General features: G+C 70.8%; 17 protein-coding genes. 4 read left to right on the top strand and 13 right to left on the bottom strand.

Annotated elements, in window-relative coordinates; genetic code table 11:
- Positions 1–137 precede the first annotated feature (137 nt).
- The 6 genes from groES to tsaB form a co-directional block, all read right to left on the bottom strand.
- A complete protein-coding gene (groES, locus tag ABH920_RS41960; protein ID WP_041541161.1) occupies positions 138–437 on the bottom strand; it encodes a co-chaperone GroES in 300 nt (99 codons plus the stop codon).
- Between the two features lie 1,566 nt (positions 438–2,003).
- Positions 2,004–2,975, bottom strand: coding sequence for a polysaccharide deacetylase family protein (locus tag ABH920_RS41955; protein ID WP_370354892.1), 972 nt, complete (start codon positions 2,973–2,975; stop codon positions 2,004–2,006).
- Between the two features lie 326 nt (positions 2,976–3,301).
- On the bottom strand, positions 3,302–3,586 hold the full coding sequence (locus ABH920_RS41950) for a hypothetical protein (RefSeq protein WP_370354891.1): 285 nt from the start codon (positions 3,584–3,586) through the stop codon (positions 3,302–3,304).
- Positions 3,583–4,623, bottom strand: coding sequence for a tRNA (adenosine(37)-N6)-threonylcarbamoyltransferase complex transferase subunit TsaD (gene tsaD, locus ABH920_RS41945; protein WP_370354969.1), 1,041 nt, complete (start codon positions 4,621–4,623; stop codon positions 3,583–3,585). The genes ABH920_RS41950 and tsaD overlap by 4 nt, the downstream gene beginning before the upstream one ends.
- 5 nt (positions 4,624–4,628) lie before the next feature.
- Positions 4,629–5,099, bottom strand: coding sequence for a ribosomal protein S18-alanine N-acetyltransferase (gene rimI / locus ABH920_RS41940; protein WP_370354968.1), 471 nt, complete (start codon positions 5,097–5,099; stop codon positions 4,629–4,631).
- 16 nt (positions 5,100–5,115) lie between these two features.
- Positions 5,116–5,772, bottom strand: a complete 657-nt coding sequence (gene tsaB / locus ABH920_RS41935; protein ID WP_370354890.1) for a tRNA (adenosine(37)-N6)-threonylcarbamoyltransferase complex dimerization subunit type 1 TsaB — start codon at positions 5,770–5,772, stop codon at positions 5,116–5,118.
- Positions 5,773–5,806: 34 nt separating this feature from the next.
- Here tsaB and ABH920_RS41930 point away from each other — a divergent pair, with 34 nt between their 5' ends.
- Complete coding sequence (locus tag ABH920_RS41930) at positions 5,807–6,448, top strand: hypothetical protein (protein ID WP_370354889.1); 642 nt, start codon at positions 5,807–5,809, stop codon at positions 6,446–6,448.
- Positions 6,449–6,554: 106 nt separating this feature from the next.
- On the opposite strand, the gene tsaE is transcribed toward ABH920_RS41930, so the two are convergent.
- Both tsaE and ABH920_RS41920 read right to left on the bottom strand, forming a co-directional pair.
- On the bottom strand, positions 6,555–7,103 hold the full coding sequence (gene tsaE, locus ABH920_RS41925; protein ID WP_370354888.1) for a tRNA (adenosine(37)-N6)-threonylcarbamoyltransferase complex ATPase subunit type 1 TsaE: 549 nt from the start codon (positions 7,101–7,103) through the stop codon (positions 6,555–6,557).
- A gap of 28 nt (positions 7,104–7,131) precedes the next feature.
- On the bottom strand, positions 7,132–8,862 hold the full coding sequence (locus ABH920_RS41920; protein WP_370354887.1) for a hypothetical protein: 1,731 nt from the start codon (positions 8,860–8,862) through the stop codon (positions 7,132–7,134).
- Between the two features lie 87 nt (positions 8,863–8,949).
- Between ABH920_RS41920 and ABH920_RS41915 the strand changes: the two genes are divergently transcribed.
- Positions 8,950–11,994 (top strand): lipopolysaccharide biosynthesis protein, encoded by a 3,045-nt coding sequence (locus tag ABH920_RS41915; RefSeq protein ID WP_370354886.1) that lies wholly within the window; start codon positions 8,950–8,952, stop codon positions 11,992–11,994.
- A gap of 42 nt (positions 11,995–12,036) precedes the next feature.
- Here the strand turns inward: ABH920_RS41915 and ABH920_RS41910 are convergent, their stop codons facing one another.
- The 5 genes from ABH920_RS41910 to alr are packed head-to-tail and all read right to left on the bottom strand — an operon-like array spanning position 12,037 to position 17,380.
- Positions 12,037–13,704, bottom strand: a complete 1,668-nt coding sequence (locus tag ABH920_RS41910) for a DUF2142 domain-containing protein (protein WP_370354885.1) — start codon at positions 13,702–13,704, stop codon at positions 12,037–12,039.
- Positions 13,701–14,153, bottom strand: a complete 453-nt coding sequence (locus ABH920_RS41905) for a DUF2304 domain-containing protein (RefSeq protein ID WP_370354884.1) — start codon at positions 14,151–14,153, stop codon at positions 13,701–13,703. Before ABH920_RS41905 ends, ABH920_RS41910 begins: the two co-directional genes overlap by 4 nt.
- The gene (locus ABH920_RS41900; protein WP_370354883.1) at positions 14,150–14,872 is read right to left on the bottom strand and encodes a glycosyltransferase family 2 protein; all 723 of its coding nucleotides are present in this window, start codon (positions 14,870–14,872) and stop codon (positions 14,150–14,152) included. The genes ABH920_RS41905 and ABH920_RS41900 overlap by 4 nt, the downstream gene beginning before the upstream one ends.
- Positions 14,873–14,919: 47 nt before the next feature.
- A complete protein-coding gene (locus ABH920_RS41895) occupies positions 14,920–16,149 on the bottom strand; it encodes an alpha/beta fold hydrolase (protein ID WP_370354882.1) in 1,230 nt (409 codons plus the stop codon).
- 52 nt (positions 16,150–16,201) lie between these two features.
- A complete protein-coding gene (alr, locus tag ABH920_RS41890) occupies positions 16,202–17,380 on the bottom strand; it encodes an alanine racemase (RefSeq protein WP_370354881.1) in 1,179 nt (392 codons plus the stop codon).
- Positions 17,381–17,484: 104 nt separating this feature from the next.
- On the opposite strand from alr, the gene ABH920_RS41885 reads away from it, so the two are divergent.
- Both ABH920_RS41885 and ABH920_RS41880 read left to right on the top strand, forming a co-directional pair.
- Positions 17,485–18,288, top strand: coding sequence for a GNAT family N-acetyltransferase (locus ABH920_RS41885; RefSeq protein WP_370354880.1), 804 nt, complete (start codon positions 17,485–17,487; stop codon positions 18,286–18,288).
- Between the two features lie 856 nt (positions 18,289–19,144).
- Entirely contained in the window at positions 19,145–19,738 is a 594-nt protein-coding gene (locus ABH920_RS41880; protein WP_370354879.1) for an ArsR family transcriptional regulator, read from the top strand.
- The last annotated feature ends 13 nt before the right edge of the window (positions 19,739–19,751 follow it).

Here is a 19,751-nt window from a genome sequence, read left to right as displayed (position 1 = left end):
CTTGTCTTTAAGAAGAAGAAAAATCCGCCCCGGCGCTCAAGGCCGGGTCCCCGGCCGCCCGGGGCGGAAATGCAGCTCATCAAGTACTGCGGCGCGTCGCGCTCCACCTGGGGCGGTGGCCGGGCGACGGGCGGGTGCTACTTGTTGACGATCGCGAGCAGGTCGCGCGCCGACAGAACGAGGTACTCCTCGTTGTTGTACTTGACCTCGGTGCCGCCGTACTTGCTGTAGAGGACGATGTCGCCCTCCTTGACGTCGAGCTCGACGCGCTTGCCGTCCTCCCAGCGGCCCGGGCCCACGGCCAGGACGACGCCCTCCTGCGGCTTCTCCTTGGCGGTGTCCGGGATGACGAGGCCGGAGGCGGTGGTCTGCTCGGCGTCGAGCGGCTTGACGACGACGCGGTCCTCGAGCGGCTTGATGGCAACGGTAGCCACGATGTGTGACCTTTCGTTCGCGTGACGGATCGGCGATGGGAACTGGTTGCGGAACCTGTCGTCGCGGGTGCCAGGGTCCGGCCGTATCGCGCTGGCACTCTCGGTGCGAGGGTGCCAAAGCGAGACTAGGCGGGCCTTTAGCACTCGGTCAAGTGGAGTGCCAGGGGCGGGTCGCAAAAGCGACTCCACTATGGCACGCCGACATACCGGGCGGCGCAAGCACCCCCGTTGGCCGTCCGCGGGGCCGGACGGTGGGTTGCCCTCCCGGGGCCGGCGCGCCGGCCCCGGGACTGCTCGATGGTGGGGGAGCTCCCCCGCCCTGGACACTGACCAGTGTCCAGGGCATTTTCTCCCCTTCCACCGAGCAGACGGGCGGTCTGGGACCGCCCGAGGGCACGACGTCCGATGGCGCCCGCCCGCGCGGTGAGCTCTGTCCGCGCTGACGAGCGTTGTCGGCCGTCGGTTCCCAGCGGCTATGCGCCGTGACACTGCCGCCGGGGACATGTCCATACTTCGCGATTCGGGCAAGTTGGACATCTGATGTTGTGCGTATAAGGGCTACGCGGAATCGACGAGGCCGAATGGATGATGCCGGATGGCTCGGGGGCTTCGGCACGTTGGGTGAGTTTGGGTACGCGGCTGGCGGGCGAGGTCGGCAGGAATGGCGTTGCGCGAGGGGCGACGCCTCGCGGCGAGGACGCGGCCTGGCGGGGCAGAGCAGGGCGGCGATCAGGCGCAGTGCGGGACCGGATCGTTGGGAAGAGCGGGAGCTGCGGTACCGGGGGGGGAACCAGGCACGGGCCAGATGAGGAGCGCGGTGCTGGGTGGGTGCCGCGATGCCGAGTTGCGGCGCGGCGCAGAGCATGAACGAACATGGCCGGCTCGTGGGTGTGGTGCGGCGGGTCGGAGTGGGTCGGTCGGCCGCAAGAGGGGTGGCGTTGCTCCAGTGACGGAAGGCTGGGGCTCAGCGAACGGGGCGGTGGCGGGCCGCGCTGCTTGCCGGGCGGCTTCGGTAGGCGGAGCGACGCTTGCGCGGGAGGAGGGCGGCATCGGCAAGTGGGTCGGTGCGTGCGCGGGCTCGGCGAATGGGCGGCGGCAGGTGGGCGGCGGCTTCGGGCGTTAGAAGCAGTTTCGGGCGAGCGGTGGGCGAAGGCGTCGGCGGGCGGGAGCGCCTTCGGGCGGCGAGAGTAGGCGGCGGAGCGGCGGAGGCAGCCTCGGTGGGCGGGCCTTCGGGCGGCGGGAGTAGGCGGCGGAGCGGCGGAGGCAGCCTCGGTGGGCGGGCCTTCGGGCGGCGGGAGGCGGCTTCAGGCCAGTGCGGCGGCGGGGCGACGGAAGTGGAGGCGACCGACCCGGGGCAGCTTCGGCGGTGCGTCAGCCGTGGGCAGCGGCTTCGGCGGAGCGGCGGAGGCGGGGCGGCGGCCTCGGGCGGCGAGAGCGGGGCGGCGGCCTTCGGTGGGGGCGCGGCTTCGGTGGAGCGGTGGGGGCGGAGCGGCAGCCTCGGGCGGCGGAGACGGGGCGGCAGCCTCGGGCGGCGGAGACGGGGCGGCAGCCTCGGTAGGGGCGCGGGGCCTAGACGTAGTCCTCCAGGCGGGCGAAGGTGTAGCCCTGGTCTTGGACGATGCGGAAGAGGTTGGTCATCAGTTCGTGCATCTCGGGCCAGCCCTTGCCGTTGGCTTTGGGGCCTCGGAAGTGGGCTAGGAGGATGTCGCCGGGGCGGAGCTTTTTGTCGGCGGCTTGCCATTGGAAGCCTTGCTTTTGGAACGAGGCTCGCCAGTAGCAGATGGCTTTTAGGCCGTTTTGCTTGCAGGCTTCTTGGGTTGCTTTGTTGGAGTTTCCGAAGGGTGCTCGGAACAGGTATGGGTGGGTGTTGTAGTTCTTCACCAGCTTCTGCTGTTGGCCTGTGACCTCCGCTAGTTGGCGTTGGGCGTTGAGGGTCACCATGTCGGGGTGGTGGAGGGTGTGGTTCTGGATGGTGCAGTAGCCGGTGTCGCGGAGCTGCGTGAAGTATGCGTAGTCGTCCTGGATGAAGCAGTCGGCCAGGAACATCGTTATGGGTATGCGGAAGTCCTTCACCATCTGGAGGAAGGCGGGGTCCTTCTCGGCTCCGTCGTCGATGGTCAGGAAGCAGATCTTCTGGTCGGTGGGGACGTGGCTTATGACTGGGGGGAGGTCGACGTTCGTGTTCACCGGCTTGGTCGCGGGGGGCGGCGGGGCGGGGGCGAAGGGCTTCAGGCCGTCGTAGCGGGACGCCAGGAGGGCCGCGTCGGCGGTCTCGGGGCCGGGGAGGGCGCCGGTGCCGGTGGTGGCGCTGGAGGGCGAGGTGGGGGGCTGGGAGGGGGTGCCGCCTGTGGACGGGGCGCCTGTGGTGGGGGTGGTGCCGGCGGCGGTGTTCTGCTTCGGGGATGAGGATGAGGAGCTGCAGGCTGCGGCCAGGAGGGTGGGCGCTGCTATGGCGAGGCCGGCGGCGGTGCGTAGGAAGCGGCGGCGGGAGCCGTTCCCGGAGGCTGCACCGGGCATCGCGCCGGGCACTGCGCTGGGCACCGCGCTGAGGATCGCGCCGCGGATAGCGCCGGACGTCGCAGCGGCAGTCGCGTCGGGGATGGCGCCGGGCGTCGCAGCGGGGGAAGCGCTAGGTGTCGCGGCGGCAGGCACGCTGGGGATGGCGGCGGGTGTCTTGATGGACGGTGCGGTGGGTATCGCGCCGTGGTCTTCGCAGCCGCAGCCTATGAGTTGCTCTTGGTCCTCGTACGTCACGCCTCTGCCCCAGTTCGGTCCGGTGGGCTCTGGGGAGCCCACCTGGTTTCACTACTGAGGGAGGACGTCTGGGGAACCTTAAGAGTTGCTTAAGACGGGTAATTCGAGGACATTCACACGTCAAGGCGTTGGAAGACCCAGGCATGGGGTGGTCTGGCGATCAGGTGCTGCGGGGGCTCTGCGGAGAGGGTTGCGGGGGCGGCGCTTAGGTAGTCGATGACCACTACTACGCGTTCGCCGTCTTGGCCTACGGAGCTGTAGGCGTTGTAGGAGGCGACCTCTTCGTCCTCCCATAGGGGCGGGACGATGATCGCTCGGACCCATTCCTCCACGGCCGCTGCTTTGCCGGGTTCGCAGCGGACTTCCCACATGAGGGACTGGTTCTTGTTGGTGCTCATCGGACGACCACCTCTACGACCGGCTGGGAGGAATCGGCTGGGAAGTCGAGGGTGGAGGGGGTGCGGCCGCGGCGTACTAGTTCCGAGCCGAGGGCGGCGACCATGGCGCCGTTGTCTGTGCAGAGGCCGGGGCGGGGGACGCGGACTTGGATGCCGGCCTTGGCTGCGCGTTCCTCGGCCAGGATGCGGAGGCGGGAGTTGGCTGCTACGCCGCCGCCGATGAGGAGGTACTCTGCGCCGTTCTCTTTGCAGGCGAGGATGGCTTTGCGGGTGAGGACGTCCACGACGGCTTCCTGGAAGGAGGCGGCGACGTCGGCCAGGGGGACCTTCTCGCCGGCGCGTTCGCGGCGTTCGACCCAGCGCGCCACGGCTGTTTTGAGGCCGGAGAAGGAGAAGTCCAGGGGTGCGTCGCGGGGGCCGGTGAGGCCGCGGGGGAAGGCGATTGCTTCGGGGTCGCCTTCGCGGGCCGCCTTGTCGATCAGGGGGCCGCCGGGGAAGCCCAGGCCTAGGACGCGGGCCACCTTGTCGAAGGCCTCGCCGGCGGCGTCGTCGATGGTCTGGCCCAGGGGCCGGACGTCGCCGGTGACGTCGGGGACGAACAGCAGGGAGGAGTGGCCGCCGGAGACCAGCATGGCGACGCAGCCTTCGGGGAGTGGGCCGTGTTCGAGCTGGTCCACGCAGATGTGTGCGGCCAGGTGGTTGACGCCGTAGATCGGCTTGTTCAGGGCCAGGGCGTAGGCCTTCGCCGCGGCGGTGCCGACCAGGAGCGCTCCGGCCAGGCCGGGGCCGGCGGTGACGGCGATCGCGTCGATGTCGGACAGCGCCACGCCGGCGTCGCTCAGGGCCCGCTGCACCGTCGGGACCATCGCTTCCAGGTGCGCGCGGCTGGCGACCTCGGGGACGACGCCGCCGAAGCGCGCGTGCTCGTCCACGCTGGAGGCCACGGCGTCGGCCAGCAGGGTGTTGCCCCGCACGATGCCGACGCCGGTCTCGTCGCAGGAGGTCTCGAAGCCGAGGACCAGAGGTCCGTCGTTCAGTGCCGTCACGCCATTGCCTTCCTCATGATCAGCGCGTCGTGGTTGCCGGGCTGGTAGTAGCCGCGGCGGATGCCCGCCGGCTCGAAGCCGTGGCGGACGTAGAGGCGCTGCGCGGAGTCGTTGTCTGTCCGCACCTCCAGCCAGACCTCTACGCACTTCCTGCGGAGAGCCTCGTCCAGAAGCGCTTGGAGGAGGACCGCCCCGAGTCCCCGGCCCTGGTGCGCGCGGGCCACCGCGATGTTCTGGACCCAGCCCTCGAGCGTGCCGGGGGCGGCGCCGGGCTGGGCCATCAGGCCCGCGTATCCGGCGATCTCACCTTCCTGCTCGGCGATGACGTAGTAGCGCGAGTGCGGGACGTCGGCGAGCTCGGACCAGAACATCTCCACGGACCAGGGGTCCTCGGGGAACAGGTCCAGCTCTATCCGGCGCGCCGGCTCGATGTCCCACCAGCGGAACGGGCGCAACGTCGGGGCCATGACGGTCTCCACGCCGTCAGCTTGTGGAGACACGCTTGCGGGTGCCCGGCTCCACGGCGTCCGGGCGGCGCAGGTACAGCGGCTCCGGGAACAGGAGGGCGTCGGGGTCGCTCTGCAGACGCTTGATAGTGAGTTCCGCCAGAGCCGCAGCGGAGGGGTGGCGGGGCGCGATCGCCTTAGGGAACGCCTCCGGGTAGAGGAGCGCGCCCTCCCCCGCGATCTGAAGTCCGGCGAGGCGCTCGGCGATGAGAGCGGGGTGCGCCACGTCCGGTTCGGACGAGCGGGTGAGGTAGTCCGTGTACTGCGCCCAGTAGACCTCTTTGCGGCGCGCGTCCGTGGCGACTGCGAAGGGCTCTGCACTCTCGGTCTGATAAGCGACCACGTCGAGGGTGCACACGCCGTGCACCGGGATGCCGAGGGCGTCGCCCAGGGCGCGCGCCGTGACCAATCCCACGCGCAGTCCGGTGAAGGGGCCGGGCCCGACTCCGACGGCGACTCCTGTGAGCTCCTCCGGTTTACGTCCGGCGGCGGTCAGGACCGCGGTGATGCCGGGTGCGAGGAGTTCCCCGGTGCGCCGGGCGTCCACGGTGGTGGACTCGGCGAGGACGTGCGCGCCGTCGTGCAGGGCGACGGTGATGGCCGGGGTGGCGGTGTCGAACGCGAGCAGGAGCACCCGCACAGCCTATCTTTCTGGCACCATACGACCCATGACCAGCCAGCAGCAGAACGCCCCGCGCGCCAGCGCGCGGGCGCGGCGCAGCCGCGTCAACCCGATGGCATCGGTCGCCGTGATCACAGCCGCGGCCCTGGTCGGCGTGGGCGTGCTGGCCGTGCAGGCGAACGGTTCGGCCCCGGACAAGGCGCCGGCCGCGGTGGTCGCCGCCAAGCAGCCGGTGGTCTCCACGAACCAGTCCGGCCAGACGGTCGCGCCGGCTCCGGACCCGGCGCTGGCGCTGCCGGCGTCCAGCGGCAAGGGCAAGCGTGTGGTCTACAGCCTGTCCAAGTCGCGCATCTGGCTGGTCGGCGCCGACGAGAAGGTGCAGCTGAGCGCGCAGGCCGTCCCGGGCACGGTGACGCCGGACGCGGGCAACTACGAGGTCTCGAAGTGGTACGCCACGCACCAGGGCGCTGACGGCGCCGCCGTGCAGTACGAGGTGCTGTGGGGTTCGAAGAAGAGCGGGGAGAACGAGTTCGCCTTCGACGCGATCGCCTCGCTGCCGGGCGACCAGTTGCCGTCCAAGCCGGCCTCGGGGACGAAGACCGGCGGCGTGCGGCTGACGCAGAACGACGCGCAGGCGGTGTGGCAGTTCGCGACGGTGAAGGGGACTGCGGTCGTCGTGGTGCCGTAGGCGCCGGGCGAAGAGCCTGAGGCGCTGCATCGCACCTCACGGCACCGACCACAGCGACCACACCGCACGGCACTGCGCCACGCCGACCGCGCGGTCAGCCTGCCTGCTACTGCTCCCGGTCCTCAAGCCCGGCCAGGTCGGCGTCGGTCCACCGCTCGCCGATCCCGCGCAGCACCACCCAGCGCACGTCGGAGTCGCCGGGCTCGTCGAGCTCCTCGGCGAACTCCCGCGAGATGACGATGTCCAGCCGGTCGTCGGCCAGGACCTCGGCCTTCCCCTCGCCCCATTCGACGACCGTCACGGACTGCTCGACGTCGGCGTCCAGGTCCAGGTCGTCGAGCTCGTCCAGGGACCCCAGCCGGTAGGCGTCGACGTGGACCAGCGGGATCCCGCCCTCGGCGAGCGAGGGGTGCACGTGCGCGATGACGAACGTCGGCGAGGTGATCGGGCCGCGCACGCCGAGCCCGTCCCCGAGGCCCTGGGTGAAGGTCGTCTTGCCCGCGCCGAGGTCGCCGGTCAGCACCACGAGGTCGCCGCGGCGCAGCCGCGCGCCGAGGCGCCGGCCGAGGTCTTGCATGGCCCCTGCGGTCGCGACAGGGGTCTCCAGGACGGGCCCGGGCAGCCCGGGGCCGGTTTGGTCAGGGATCACCGACATGGGTCCACCGTACCGGGCCCCGGGGAGGTCACGGAGCGTAGACGATCGCCGTCACCAAGCCCGGGTCGGTGGCGGACCAGATCGGGTAGAGCGTGGTCGCCGTGCCCTGGTGCCGGACCCCTGCGCTGTCCTCGACGGAGAAGTCCACGTCTTCTCCGAAGGTCGTGGTCTGGCGCGAGTCGATCTCCAGGGTGCTCGGCTGCGCGGTCCCCTGGAAGGTGATCGTCTGCGAGAAGGCGGTCTGTTCCGGTCCGCTCATGGCGTTGACGCGGGTGATGGTGGTTCCGTCCTTCGCGCGGCGCGCGTAGTTCGGATCTCCGGGACCGGATACGCGGTACTTCAGGTCGTGGACCCAGTCGAAGGCACCTTCGAGCGTGGTGTCCTTCTTGCTCAGGATGGCGAGCGCCTGCGTGAGCGCGGCTTTAAGCGTTACCTCCGCACCGGGCTCGGCCAGGGGCCGTACTGCGTACTTCTGGCTGCCCTGCGCAGCGGGGAAGGAGGGCGACGCAGGGGTTGGGATCGTGGAGCGGGATCCGCCGACCGCGGTGACGCCGATGCAGAGGCCGAGCAGCACTGCGCACCCGACCAGTTGGGGAATCCATAGCGAGCGCCGCAGGTCGGGTTCTACTTCGGGTTCCCGTACGGAGGGGAATGGCGAGCCCATTTGGCCGAGTGCCCAGGCGGCGAATCCGCCGGCGGCGACTGCGGCGGCGGGGAACATGATGATCTCGTAGCGCATGCCCGCGCTGTATCCGACTCCTGCGGTGAGGACGTATGTGGCGGCCAGCGCTCCCCAGAAGGTGGCTGCGAGGTCTTTGGTGAAGCGGACCAGGGCCATGAGAAGGGCTGTGCCGAGCAGCACATAGAGGAGCCGGTCTTCGTTCCACATATAGCTCAGGTCGCCTGTGGTGACCGTACGTACGTTCCTCAGGAGTTGGCTGACGACGCCGCCGAAGGTGGACTGATCGCGCGTCACGATGCCCTGGGTGTCGACGTGGGCGACCATTCCCAGGGTCAGCTGCATTCCCCCGGTGACGACGACCGTGACGGCCATCGCCCCAAGCCAGGGGTTGCGCCAGGTCCGTTCCCGCACCAGTGCCCAGGCCCAGCCCGCGACGCCCATCGCGGGCGCCAGTACGCCGACCTGCCGGGTCAGGGCCAGGGCGACGCAGGCCGCGCCGAGCCAGACCAGGTTCGCGCGGCTCACGCGGCGTTCGATGGGCAGGTTGGCGACGAGCACTGCGGACAGCGCTAAGGCGAGTGCGTCGGTGGTGGCCCAGACGAGGCCGGTCACGGTCGTGCTCAGGCCGAACGCCCCGGCGATGAGCGCTGCTACCGCGGGGCCGTAGAGGCGTTGCAGAACCCGCGCAGTAATCCAGCAGAACGCGAGGACTGATGCGCAGGGGACGTACATGGTGCCGTTCTTCAGGCCGGTCAGCCAGACGAATGGGATGGACAGGAACGGATACAGCGCGCGCGTCTTGACCATCTGCCAGGTGGGTTCGTTCCCGGCGAAGTACCAGGGCGCGAGGCGCCAGCTGGCGACGGCCCGGGCGCGAGCGATGGCGTCGCTGATCGGGTGGCCCATGTCGCGGGCGGTCATGGTCAGGTAGTAGCGGCTGTCGGGAGGGTGCAGCCACAGCCCGCGGGTGGCCAGGGTGTAGGCGATCGTCAGTGCGAGCGGGGCCAGGACGATGACGAGCGCGCCGAGGCGGACCCCCAGCACATCGTGACGCCAGAGGCCGGCGGCTCGTCGCATGAGGGGCATATACCGCTTTTGAGACTGATTACCCGCGTTCCGCCCAGGGCATGATCGGCGCCGAGGACTCCCGCACCGGAGGTGAGCATGAGGGCCTCCGTCGGGATGGCGGCGGGGCTGCTCCTGGTGGGCTTGTCAGGGTATGTGTTCCTGGCGGTCACCGGGCACTCCTCCACGCCCTCGGACGCCGCCGCGCTGTCTTCGCTGTACTTCCTGGCGGGGCTGGTGACGCTCGGCGTGTTCGTCGGTTTGGAGCAGGAGACCAGTCGGGCCACGAGCCGGGCGGTGGCCGAGGGGCGGGCTCTGGCGCCGGTGGCGCATAGGGCTCGGCGGCATGCCGCGTTCTTGCTCGGGATCACTGTCGTCGTCCTGGCGGCGCTCTCGCCGGTGTTGGTGTCGGGCCCGCTGCGGGGGCAGTGGGACCTGTTCGGGGCGCTGGTTCTGGCCGCTGGGGTGGGGGCGGTCTGTTATTGGGTGCGCGGGATTCTCGGCGGGCGGCAGGAGTTCCACGGGTACGCCGCGACGCTGGCCACGGAGGGGTTGGGCCGACTGATCCCGTGCGTAGCGGTGTTCGTGGCTACTGGCCGGGGCGGGGCGGCCTGGGGCTATGCGCTGGCGTTCGCTGCGGCGCAGGGGTTGGCGACGCTGGCGGGGCTGTGGTGGCTGCGGGAGGGGTTCGAGGACGCGGGGCGGGACTGTCTGGATGTCGAGGTCTCGGCGTTCGAGACCGGGGAGCGGTCGGCGGCCGGAGGGCTGGCGTTGTTGGTCGCCGGCAGTTTGCTGACGCAGTTGGTGGCGAACCTGCCGCCGCTGGTCGCCAGTACGCGGCTCACGCACTCTGATGCGGTGGCGGCGGCGTTCGGGCAGGCGTTCGTCCTGGTGCGGATTCCGCTGCTGCTGATCTCGCCGATCCAGGCGATGCTGCTTCCTGATCTCACCCGTTCGGCCGCGCGAGGGGACCATGCGGCGCTGCGGGGGCGGGTGCGCGTGGCGCTGGCGGCGGTCGCGGCGCTGGGGGTGGTGGGCACCGGAGTGTTGGCCGTGGCCGGCCCCTGGGTGCTGCGGGTCTTCTTCGGGACGAAGGCGGAGTTGTCGCACGAGTTGTTGGCGGTGTTGGGGGTCGGGACGGTCTTTCTGATGGCGGCGGCGATTCTGCAGCCGACGCTGGTGGCGCTGGATCGGCATCGGCTGGTGCCGATCGCCTGGGGTGCCGGGGCGGTGGTTCTGGCGGTGTTGGTGGAGTTGCCGGTGGATCCGCTGCATGCGGCGGCGGCCGGGGGCCTGGGCGGGCCGGCGACGGTGGTCGTGGTGATGGTGATCGGGCTCGTGGGGGCGCTGCGAGGAGTGCGGGGTGGGGCGGAGGCAGGGGCGGAGGCAGGGCTACAGACACGGGCGCGAGCAGAGACACGGGCAGAGGCGGTAGCGGGCGAAGCCGTTGGTGCCGCGGTCGGCGCTGTCAGCGGACGCGCGCCGCGTGACCGGGGGCGATCTCGGTCGTTCCCTCGGCGGCAGGGCCGATCGGGTCCGGAGAGGCAGGGCGCGATGACCAGCGGGACTCCGGGGCGGTGGCCGGGAGGCGGGTTCAGCCTGCGGCGGGTCGCGAGGCCGGCCGGTGAGGTGGCCGCGGCGCTGGTCGGGGCGTTCGCGATGCCGGTCGCGGCGCGGTACGTCGACGTGGATCCGCTGGACCGGACGGGGCAGGTCAGTGCGCTGGCGGCGTTGCAGGTGCGGTTCACGGCGCTGGGGATCGTGCTGCTCGCGCTGCTCATCGGCGCGCACAGGTGGCGCGGCGGTCGGCACTACGTCGTGGCGAAGCACCTGGTCTGCGCCGCTCTCGCGGGGCTGGCGTCGGGGTTCCTCGCCGGCGGGATCGTGGTGGCGCTGCGGGGGACGCCGTGGCCGCTGTTCGGCCTGTCCGGGGACACCGGGCGGCTGGTGCAGTGGTCGGAGTCGATCGTGCACGGGCACGGCAATCCGAATCCGACGTATCCGCCGCTGACGCTGCACGCCTTGGCGTGGTGGGCGCAGCTGTTCCACCACGGAGACACCGCGTCGGCGTTCCGGGACATGGAGATCGGCGGGGCCGCGATCACCGGACCGGCTGCGTATCTGGCGTGGCGGTTCGTGCTGAGCCCGCTGTGGGCACTGGTGGTGGGGGTGGTGCCGGCGTACTCGATCATCGACCCGTACAAGCCGTACGGCGCTGTTGTGATGATCGTTCTGCTGCCGGTGTTCGTGGTCTCGGTGCGGCACACGACGCGGGTCGGGGGCATGGCGTGGCGGCGGGTGTTGGTCAGTGCGCTGTTGTTCGGGCTTCTGTATTCGGTCCTGTTCCTGACGTATCCCGGGTCGTCGCTGTGGAGCGCGCCGGGATTGGTGGCGGCGGTGCTGTTGCTGTTCCCGTGGTCGAAGGCGCGGGTCGGGCGGCTGCTCGCGTTCATCGGGGTGACGGTCGGGGTGTTCGGGGTGTTGTGCGGCTGGTACGTCAACGACCTCATCGGGCCCGGGAACGTGGATCGCGCCTATGGGTTCGACGCCTATACCGACCCTGCGTTCTTCTCCATGTGGCGCACGGACATGCCCGGCGATGTGGGGCAGTGGCCGCCGCCGGGCGAGTTGGCGGGGTTGGGGCTGTTCAGCGTTCTGACGTTCGCCGGGCTCGGCGTGGCGCTGTGGCTGGGGTGGCGGCGGCCGTTGGCGGTGACCGTGGCGTGTGTGTTCGCCGGGACCTGGCTGTGGCGGATGGAGATCGCCTCTCGGATGTGGGCTACCGGCACGGTGCAGCTGTGGCCGCGCACCGACAACCAACTCCTGTACTGCATCCTCGTGTTAGGTGCTGCGGCGACGGCCTATGGCGCTTCGCGGCTGGGGTCCTGGCCGCCGCTGCCCTCGCGGCTCGGGGCACACGTCGGGGTGCTGGCCGCGGTGCTCATGGTGCTGGGTAGTGCGGCGTCTTCGGTTTCCGACTACTGGATGCCCGCTAAGACAAACAGCTACAAGATCCTCGCCTATGTGTCGCAGACCATGCGCAAGCCGGATGGGACCTGCCCCAAGTACGCGCCGAACCACGAGTGCTCGGCGACCGGCGACCAGTCTTGGATGAACAACTTCGCGGGGCCGCGGAACCACTGAGCGCCCGGCTGGGCTGTGCGGCCGGCTCCTAAGGAGGCTTGCTCAGGACGCTGGCGGCGGATGCCACAGAGCGTCCCGGCGCCGTACCGCGACGGCTACGACCAGAATCACCAGCCCGATCGCGTAGACGATCCACCACATGATCCAGCCGCCCGGCGGGCTCCACTGGATCGGGGTGATGCCGTACTTCCTCCAGCCGCCGTGCGCATAGCGCGTCATCGACCAGTAGAAGGCCCCGAGCCCGGCCAGAGCGAGCACGACGGCTGACGCCGTCGGCACGCGTCGCTCCAGCGCGCCGGGCAGGTCCGCGCCGACGCGGCGGGCCATCAGCAGCCCGGCGAGTACCGGCAGGCCGAGCGCCCAGGCCAGGATGTAGCGCCCCTGCCAGCCGATGCCGAAGCGCTTGGCCTCCAGCAGTTGCGCGATGATCGGGATGGCGGCCGTGCCGACGGTCAGGCCCGCCACGACGACCACCTCTCGCCATCGCGCTACGCCGAACGCGCAGAGGATGAGCAGGCCGGCGACCGCGTACCAGGCGATGATGCTGCCCGGCGGCAGGGCTACGTCGAGCCACCCGAGTTCGCCGACGATCTGCATGACGTAGGTGCCGGAGCTCCAGAACACCTCGTTGAACACGACGGCCGGCGTAAGGGTGGGGAACGACAGGTTCGACGTGGTGAGGCCGTCTGCGTAGCGGCTCCATAGGAACGCCGCGACACCGCCGAGGATCAGCACGCCCGCCATGATCTGCACGGCGCGGAACCGAGCCAGCCACGCGAGCTTACGCGGGCCGGCGATGATCACCAGCGCGACCAGGATCGACGCGACGAAAGCGATGCCGAGGCTTCTGGTGTTCGCCAGGAGCGCTCCCCCAATGGCGAGCCCTATAGCGCGCCGCGTTACCTGGCCGGGTTTCGGGTCGTCGTCGAGCGCCAGGGACATGGCCGCAGTCCAGGCGAGTACCGCAGCTGTGGCTTCCATCCCGTTGGAGTTCACGGTGCCGCTGAGGAAGAGCGCCATGGGAGTTCCGGCGGCGATCACGCCGAGGAGCGGCCAGCCGGGACGGCGCCAGCCGGCGGCTATGCCGACCGCTGCTGCGAGGAGCCCTGAGTTGAGTAGTGCGGACGCTAAGCGCATTCCGTATAGCGCGCCGACTCCAGGGAGCACCAGGCTGGGGAGCCCTACAGGGAAGTAGTAGGCGGGGTTGTAGTTCCCTGCGGAGGTCTCGACGATCGCTGTGGAGTTGTCGGTGCCGAACTTCTTACCGCATGCCGCGGAGAGGAACGTATTGCGGAAGCACGCGGACATCGCGTCGAGAGTCCCGTACTTGGCGGGCAGTGGATAGCCGAGCCAGGTCTTCTCGAAGCCGCCGCTGATCTCGTGGCGGGAGGTCGAGTTCACGAACTCGCCGCGGGCTGTCGCGGCGGCTTTCACCATGTGCGAGGGCTCGTCCGGGGATGTGGACATCGGGGAAGCGAAGGCCCAGCCGGTGGAGACCAGGAAGAAGCCGACCAGGGCCAGCAGCCAGGGGCGGTTGAGGACCCTGAGGACTTTGGTGGTGCTGCGGCGCGGCCAGGATGGGCGGCGGGGTTTGGTGGGGAGGAATGGCGCGGATACCGCTTTGGGCTCTGGTTCCCGGCCGGGTTCCGGTTCCGATTCGGGTTCCGGAAGGGGCTGCGGCGGCGGTTCGAGCGCGCCGGATCCGCTCACCGGGCCGCTCCCCCGGCCGATTCGCCGGTGAGCGGGGGCAGCGGTGTCGCGAGACCGGTCGGCCCGGAAGCGTCGGTCAGCGCCGCCGGCTCCCGCACCGGACGCCCCAGCCGCTGCGCGTTCAGCGTGGTCGCGTCGCGCACCGCGATGACCCGGGCCAGCTCGGTGAACCGCGCTTCCTGGGTCTTGAGCCGGAAGTAGGTGTTCACCGACACGAAGACGAACGCCACGGTCAGCGCGTAGAGCACGAGGTCGGTGCCGCGGCCCACGCCGACCTTGTGGGCCAGCGAGTTCACCCAGTTGGGCCGCAGGATCGCGACCACCATCAGGGCGATGAAGACCAGGAACGCCAGCCGCTTCAGGGCTCTGGTCTGCACCGAGTACCAGTGCCGGATGAACAGCAGCAGGAAGCCGGCCGCGATGACCAGCAGGATGGCCTGGATGATCATGGCGTCCTCCGCGACCGCAGGGAGAGGTCGAACAGGATGTTGACGCCGTTGATCAGCGACTGGCCCTTGGCCTTGGAGTAGTCCGTGTAGAGCACGGTCACCGGGACCTCGGTGACCTCCAGCTCCGAGCGCGCCAGGTAGTCCACGATCTCCGAGGCGTGCGCCATGCCGTTCATGGTGATCTTGAGCTGGGAGGCGGCGGCCCGGTTCAGGACCCGCAGGCCGTTGTGCGCGTCGGTGAGCTCCAGGCGGCGGGCCGCGGGGCTGAGCGCGGCGACCGTCTTCAGCAGCGCGCGCTTGACCCACGGCACGTGCACGGTCCCGCTCAGGAAGCGCGAGCCGAGGGCCACGTCGGCGCCGCCGTCGCGGACCGCGCGCACCAGTTCGGCGGCGTCCTCCACGCGGTGCTGGCCGTCGGCGTCGAAGGTGACGAAGTACTCCGAGCCCTCCTGCAGCAGGGCGTACTCCAGGCCGGTCTGGAGCGCGGCGCCCTGGCCCAGGTTCACCGGGTGGCTGACCAGGTGCGCGGCCGTGCGGAAGATGTGGTCGGCGGAGTCGTCGCGCGAGCCGTCGTCCACGCACACCACGTTCGGGAACGTGGGCAGGACGCCTGCGACGACCTCGGCGATCACCGAGCCCTCGTTGTATACGGGGATGACGACCCAGACGTCGTCGAACTCCGAAGTCCCAGCCGAACCGGGAGCCTCCGCTGTCTGCACAGCTCCCAGATTGTGCGGTCATCGCACGATGCGCACCGTGATTAGGCCTAATGGCTTGATGTGCCCGGGCCAGCCACGTCCGGGCCCGGGGCGTCCGGGCCAGCCACGTCCGTGCCTGCCGCATCCGGGCTCGCCGTGTCGAGGCGGGCCAGCACGCGCCGGATCGCCCCGTCCACGGCGTCCGGGTGCTCCAGCGGCAGCACGTGCCCGCCGGCCGGGACGATCTCCACGCCGGTGTGGTGGGCGTCGTCGGGCGCGGCGGCGTCGATCTCGGCGGCCATCCGCTCGCTGTGGAACGCCGGAGTCAGCAGGTCGTGGTCGCCGACGATGATCTCCACCGGCACCCGGCCGAGCGTGGGCAGCGCGGTGGCCTTGTTGTGCGCGGAGAAGGTCGGGAAGAAGTCGGCGATGACGTCCATCGGGGTGCTGGACAGCATCTCGTCGGTGAACCGGACCAGCGCCGGGGGCACGTCGGAGGCGAAGGCGTAGCGGCGGGTCAGCAGCTGCGCCAGGTCGGTCCCGGCCCGGCGGGTGCGGTCCACCAGGGTGTGGCCGCGGCCCAGCAGCGCGAACACGCCGGGGGCGGTGCGTTGGAACAGCTGCGCGGCGCGGGCCGGCAGGCCCAGCGTCATCTCGTTCCAGTGGCCGTCGGTGGTCGAGCACAGCACCACGCCGCGCACCCGTGCGTGCTCGCCGCCCTCCGGGCCGCCGAACAGCTCGGGGTGCTCGGCGGCCAGCGCCATGATCGTCATACCGCCCATGGAGTGGCCGATCAGGACCACGTCGCCGTCCGGGCACACCGCCTCCAGGACGGTGTACAGGTCGCGCCCTATCTGGTCGATGGTGTGCGAGGCCGAGGTGCCGCGCTGCGAGCGGCCGTGGCCGCGCTGGTCCCAGAACACGCAGCGGTTGGTCGCGGCGAACTCCGCGCGCTGGTAGTGCCAGGTGTCCTGGTGCAGGGCGTAGCCGTGGCAGAACACCAGGGTCGGGCCGGCCGCGGCGCGCGGGCCGCGGCGGCGGGCCCAGCCGGCGCCGCCGCTGAACAGCTGCGGGCCGTCGACCTCCACGTACAGGCCGACGCCGTCGTCGGCACGGACCGTCAGAGGCTTGCCGCGCAGGGTGCCGTAGGGCTCGGCCAGCCGGCGGGGTTCGGCCAGCCGGCGGACGGCGCGGCCGATGGTGGCGCGCTCGATGGCGAACCCGGCCGCCGCCCCGGCGGCGATCACGCCGACCGCGGCTCCGGCGATCCCCGCCTTCTTAGCGGTGCTGACTGCCATGACGCCCCTTCCGCTCGACGGCCCTCGCGGTGTTCACCGTCGGCCCCTTACGTCACGAGTTCCCGACGTAGACCCGCGGGACACGCGGACCGATGCGCGTGACGATCTCGTAATTCAACGTCCCGGTCGCCCGGGCCCAGTCGTCGGCGGTCGGCTCGCCGTGCTCGCCCGGGCCGAAGATCACGACCTCGTCGCCGACCCGCACGTCGCGGACGGCGTCGGGGTCGCCGAGGTCGACGACGAACTGGTCCATCGCCATCCGGCCGGCGATCCGGTGGCGCCGGCCGCCGATCTGGACCTCGCCGACGTTGGAGGAGTTGCGCGGCAGACCGTCGGCGTAGCCGAGCGGGACCAGGGCCAGGGTCGTGGGCGCCGCGGTGTGGTAGATGTGCCCGTAGGAGACGCCGTGCTCAGCCGGGGCGTTCTTGACCAGCGCGACGCGCGCCCGCAGCGTCATCGCCGGGCGCAGGCCGAAGTCGGCGGGGGTGGTGTCCGGCAGGGGCGAGAGGCCGTAGAGCGCCAGGCCCGGTCGGACCAGGTCGAAGTGCGCCTCGGGCAGGCTCAGGGCGGCCGGGCTGTTGGCGATGTGGCGGACCTCCGGGCGCAGGCCCGCGTGGTCGGCGACGGCCAGGGCCGCGCGGAAAAGGTCCAGCTGGGAGCGGATCGAGGGGTGCCCGGGCTCGTCGGCGCAGGCGAAGTGCGACCAGACGCCGGTGACCCGGATGTGCCCGGCGGCCTCGGCCTTGGCGGCCAGCTCGACCAGCTCCAGCCAGTCGTGCGGCTGGGTGCCACCGCGCCCGAGGCCGGTGTCGGCCTTGAGCTGCACGCGCGCCGGGGTCCCCAGGCGCTGTGCGGCCGCGGTGATCTCCTCCAGGACCCAGGGGGCGTAGGCGGTGACGTCGATCTCCTGGGCGATCAGCTCGTCCCAGGGCCCGCCGGCCGGATGCAGCCAGGCCAGGATCGGGCCGGTCAGCCCGGCGGCGCGCAGCTGCAGCGCCTCCTCCGGCAGGGCGGTGCCGAGCCAGGCGGCGCCGGCCTGCTTGGCGGCGCGGGCACACGGCACGGCGCCGTGGCCGTAGGCGTCGGCCTTCACGACGGCCATGACCCCGGCCCCGGACTCGGCGACGATCTGACCCACGCGGCGGGTGTTCGCGCGGATCGCGTCCAGGTCGATCCGCGCCTCGGCACGCAGCGGGCCGGGCGGAAAATCGGTGGCGGTCAGGTCTGTCATCGACGGTAGTCTGCCAGGCCGTCGCGGTCTTGATGGTGACACCAGGTCGCCTTCGGCCGGGGCCGGGCCTTCGCGGCCCTGCTCATCAGTGGGGGTTCTCGATTTTGGAAGCGCTCGAAGCGAAGGTCAACGGCTACCTGCACGGCAACGCGCGCGCCCGGGCACTGAACGAGGCATGTGGGCCGTTCCACATCGGCTTCGACGCCGGCAACGCCAATCCCTTCCTGAACTACGCGGTACCCGAAGCCGGCGCTGTTGTGACGTCCGAGGACATCGAGGCGTTGCTCGCGGCTTTCGCCCGACGGGAGCGCACGCCGCGGCTGGAGTTCGCGCCGGGCGGCGCGCCGGGGGTGGAGGAGGCACTGCTGGCGGCCGGGTTCGAGGTGCAGCAGCGGCTGCCGTTCATGGTGGCGACGGCCGCGGAGCTGGTCGGGCCGAGTGCCGTGGACGGCGTCGAGGTGGTGGTGCTGGACAAGTCGGCGACGGACGCGGAGCTGCGCGGGGTGGCTTTGGCGCAGCGGGAGGCGTTCGGAGAGTCGGACGAGCCGCAGGATGACGCGGACTTCTCCGATGATGTGATCGGACTGCGCGGCGCGGTGGACGCGGGGAGGTCCCTGGTGCTGGCGCGGGGGGCCGCGGGCAGCGACGCAGCCGGCGTGCCGATGGCCGGCGGCGGCAGCGGGTCGGCGAACTCGGGGACGACGGAGATCGGCGGCATCGCGACCCGGCCGGCTTTCCGGCGGCGCGGGGCGGGGGCGGCGGTGACGGCGGCGCTTTCGCGACATCTGCTGGAGGTGGCGGGGCTGGAGTGCGTGTGGCTTTCGCCGTCTGGGCCTGATCAGGAGCGGCTGTACGCGTCGATCGGGTACCGGAGTCTTGGGGAGATGCTGTTCATCTGGAAGCCCTGAGGTTCTTGCAGGGCAAGCGCGGGGCGACGGGGCTGCGTGACCGGCCATGTCGCTAGGGGGTCCGAAGGACCATGCGGGGGTGTTGGTTCTGGGTCCCTCGCCGCGTCGGCGGGCGAAGCCAACCTGGCCGGGCCGGTGGTGTCAAGCCGGACGCGACAGCACCACAGCAGCAGGGGTGCGGCTTGATACCACCGGACCGGACTGGTTCCGTTTACGGCGACGACGCGGTGAGGGACCCAGAACCTCGGCGACCACAAGCAGCACCGCCGGCAGGCAGCGCGGCGCAGGCAACAGCGTGATGGCAAGCCAAACAGTCGCGGGCCGCCGCCAAACAGCAGGTCGCACGGGTCGCCCCCTCGCTGTAGAGCGCCCGCCGGAGGCCTCGAGGTGCCCACCAAACGCGGCAGGCAGCCGCCCACATGACGTGTGCGCAGTGACTCGGACCCGTGCGGGGTCGTGGACGCGAAAACCGCCAGCCGCCAACGCACCACAGCAGAGACCTGAGCCAGTGCGCGGTCTTGCACGCGAAAACCGGCGGCCGCCAGACCAAACGCGTGCGCAGTGACTCGGACCCGTGCGGGGTCGTGGACGCGAAAACCGCCCGCCGCCAACGCACCGCCGCACAGACCTGAACCAGTGCGCGGTCGTGCCCACGAAAACCGGCGGCCGCCAGCGCAACCAGCCGGGCTCAACCGAACTGCGTCCCCCCGCGAGGTCACCAAACCTTAGGCGAAGCCGTAAAAATCGCCTTTCAACCCACGGCCCAACCGCACCCCAGCAGAGGTCCCGCCCACCCTCTCCGACTAATTACAGAAGGAACCTTGCAGAAGATTCCTTCTGTAACTACAGTAGCGCCATGCCCGAACCACGCCGCATCACCGACCCCGAAGTCCTCAAAGGCCTCTCGCACCCCCTGCGCCAGCGCCTCTACCGCCTCCTCACCCAGCTGGGGCCGTCGACGACCACGATCCTCGCCGGGCACCTGGACGGGGCGGATCCGGGGCGGGTCAGCTACCACCTGCGGGAGTTGGGGAAGCGGGGGTTCATTGAGGAGGCGCCGGAGTTGGCGCGGGATCGGCGGGAGCGGTGGTGGCGGGTGCCGGAGGGGTCTTTCAGCTGGTCGGGGGCTGACTTTCGGACGCCGGAGGGGAGGGCGGTGGCGGACGCTGCTTTCGCGCAGACCGTGCAGGACCAGGTTGAGCGGTTGGAGGCGTTTGTTGCTCGGAAGGCGGAGTGGTCTTCGGAGTGGCAGGGGGCCGCGACGACCACGAACACGCACCTGCGGTTGGCGCCGGAGGAGTTGCGCGGGCTCAGTGAGGAGCTGAACGCGGTGCTGCGGAAGTGGGCCGCGCTGGGGCGGCGGGATCCTTCGCTGCGGCCTGATGAGCAGCCGGTCGACGGACGGGAGCAGGTGTTCCTGTTCCTGCACGCGTTCCCAGAGAAACCTTGAGGGGGGATTGCTC

Source organism: Catenulispora sp. EB89, assembly GCF_041261445.1.
Classification (GTDB): Bacteria; Actinomycetota; Actinomycetes; order Streptomycetales; family Catenulisporaceae; genus Catenulispora.
The sequence above is the reverse complement of the archived record's forward strand: the minus strand, read 5'-3'. Positions and strand labels throughout refer to the sequence as shown.

Coding starts and splice junctions, on each gene's coding strand:
- ABH920_RS41905 (WP_370354884.1), bottom strand. CDS start 14,153: ATGATCATCCAGGCCATCCTGCTGGTCATCGCGGCCGGCTTCCTGCTG.
- ABH920_RS41920 (WP_370354887.1), bottom strand. CDS start 8,862: ATGCGACGAGCCGCCGGCCTCTGGCGTCACGATGTGCTGGGGGTCCGC.
- ABH920_RS41950 (WP_370354891.1), bottom strand. CDS start 3,586: ATGAGCACCAACAAGAACCAGTCCCTCATGTGGGAAGTCCGCTGCGAA.
- ABH920_RS41880 (WP_370354879.1), top strand. CDS start 19,145: ATGCCCGAACCACGCCGCATCACCGACCCCGAAGTCCTCAAAGGCCTC.
- ABH920_RS41895 (WP_370354882.1), bottom strand. CDS start 16,149: ATGGCAGTCAGCACCGCTAAGAAGGCGGGGATCGCCGGAGCCGCGGTC.
- rimI (WP_370354968.1), bottom strand. CDS start 5,099: ATGGCCCCGACGTTGCGCCCGTTCCGCTGGTGGGACATCGAGCCGGCG.
- ABH920_RS41930 (WP_370354889.1), top strand. CDS start 5,807: ATGACCAGCCAGCAGCAGAACGCCCCGCGCGCCAGCGCGCGGGCGCGG.
- alr (WP_370354881.1), bottom strand. CDS start 17,380: ATGACAGACCTGACCGCCACCGATTTTCCGCCCGGCCCGCTGCGTGCC.
- tsaE (WP_370354888.1), bottom strand. CDS start 7,103: ATGTCGGTGATCCCTGACCAAACCGGCCCCGGGCTGCCCGGGCCCGTC.
- ABH920_RS41915 (WP_370354886.1), top strand. CDS start 8,950: ATGAGGGCCTCCGTCGGGATGGCGGCGGGGCTGCTCCTGGTGGGCTTG.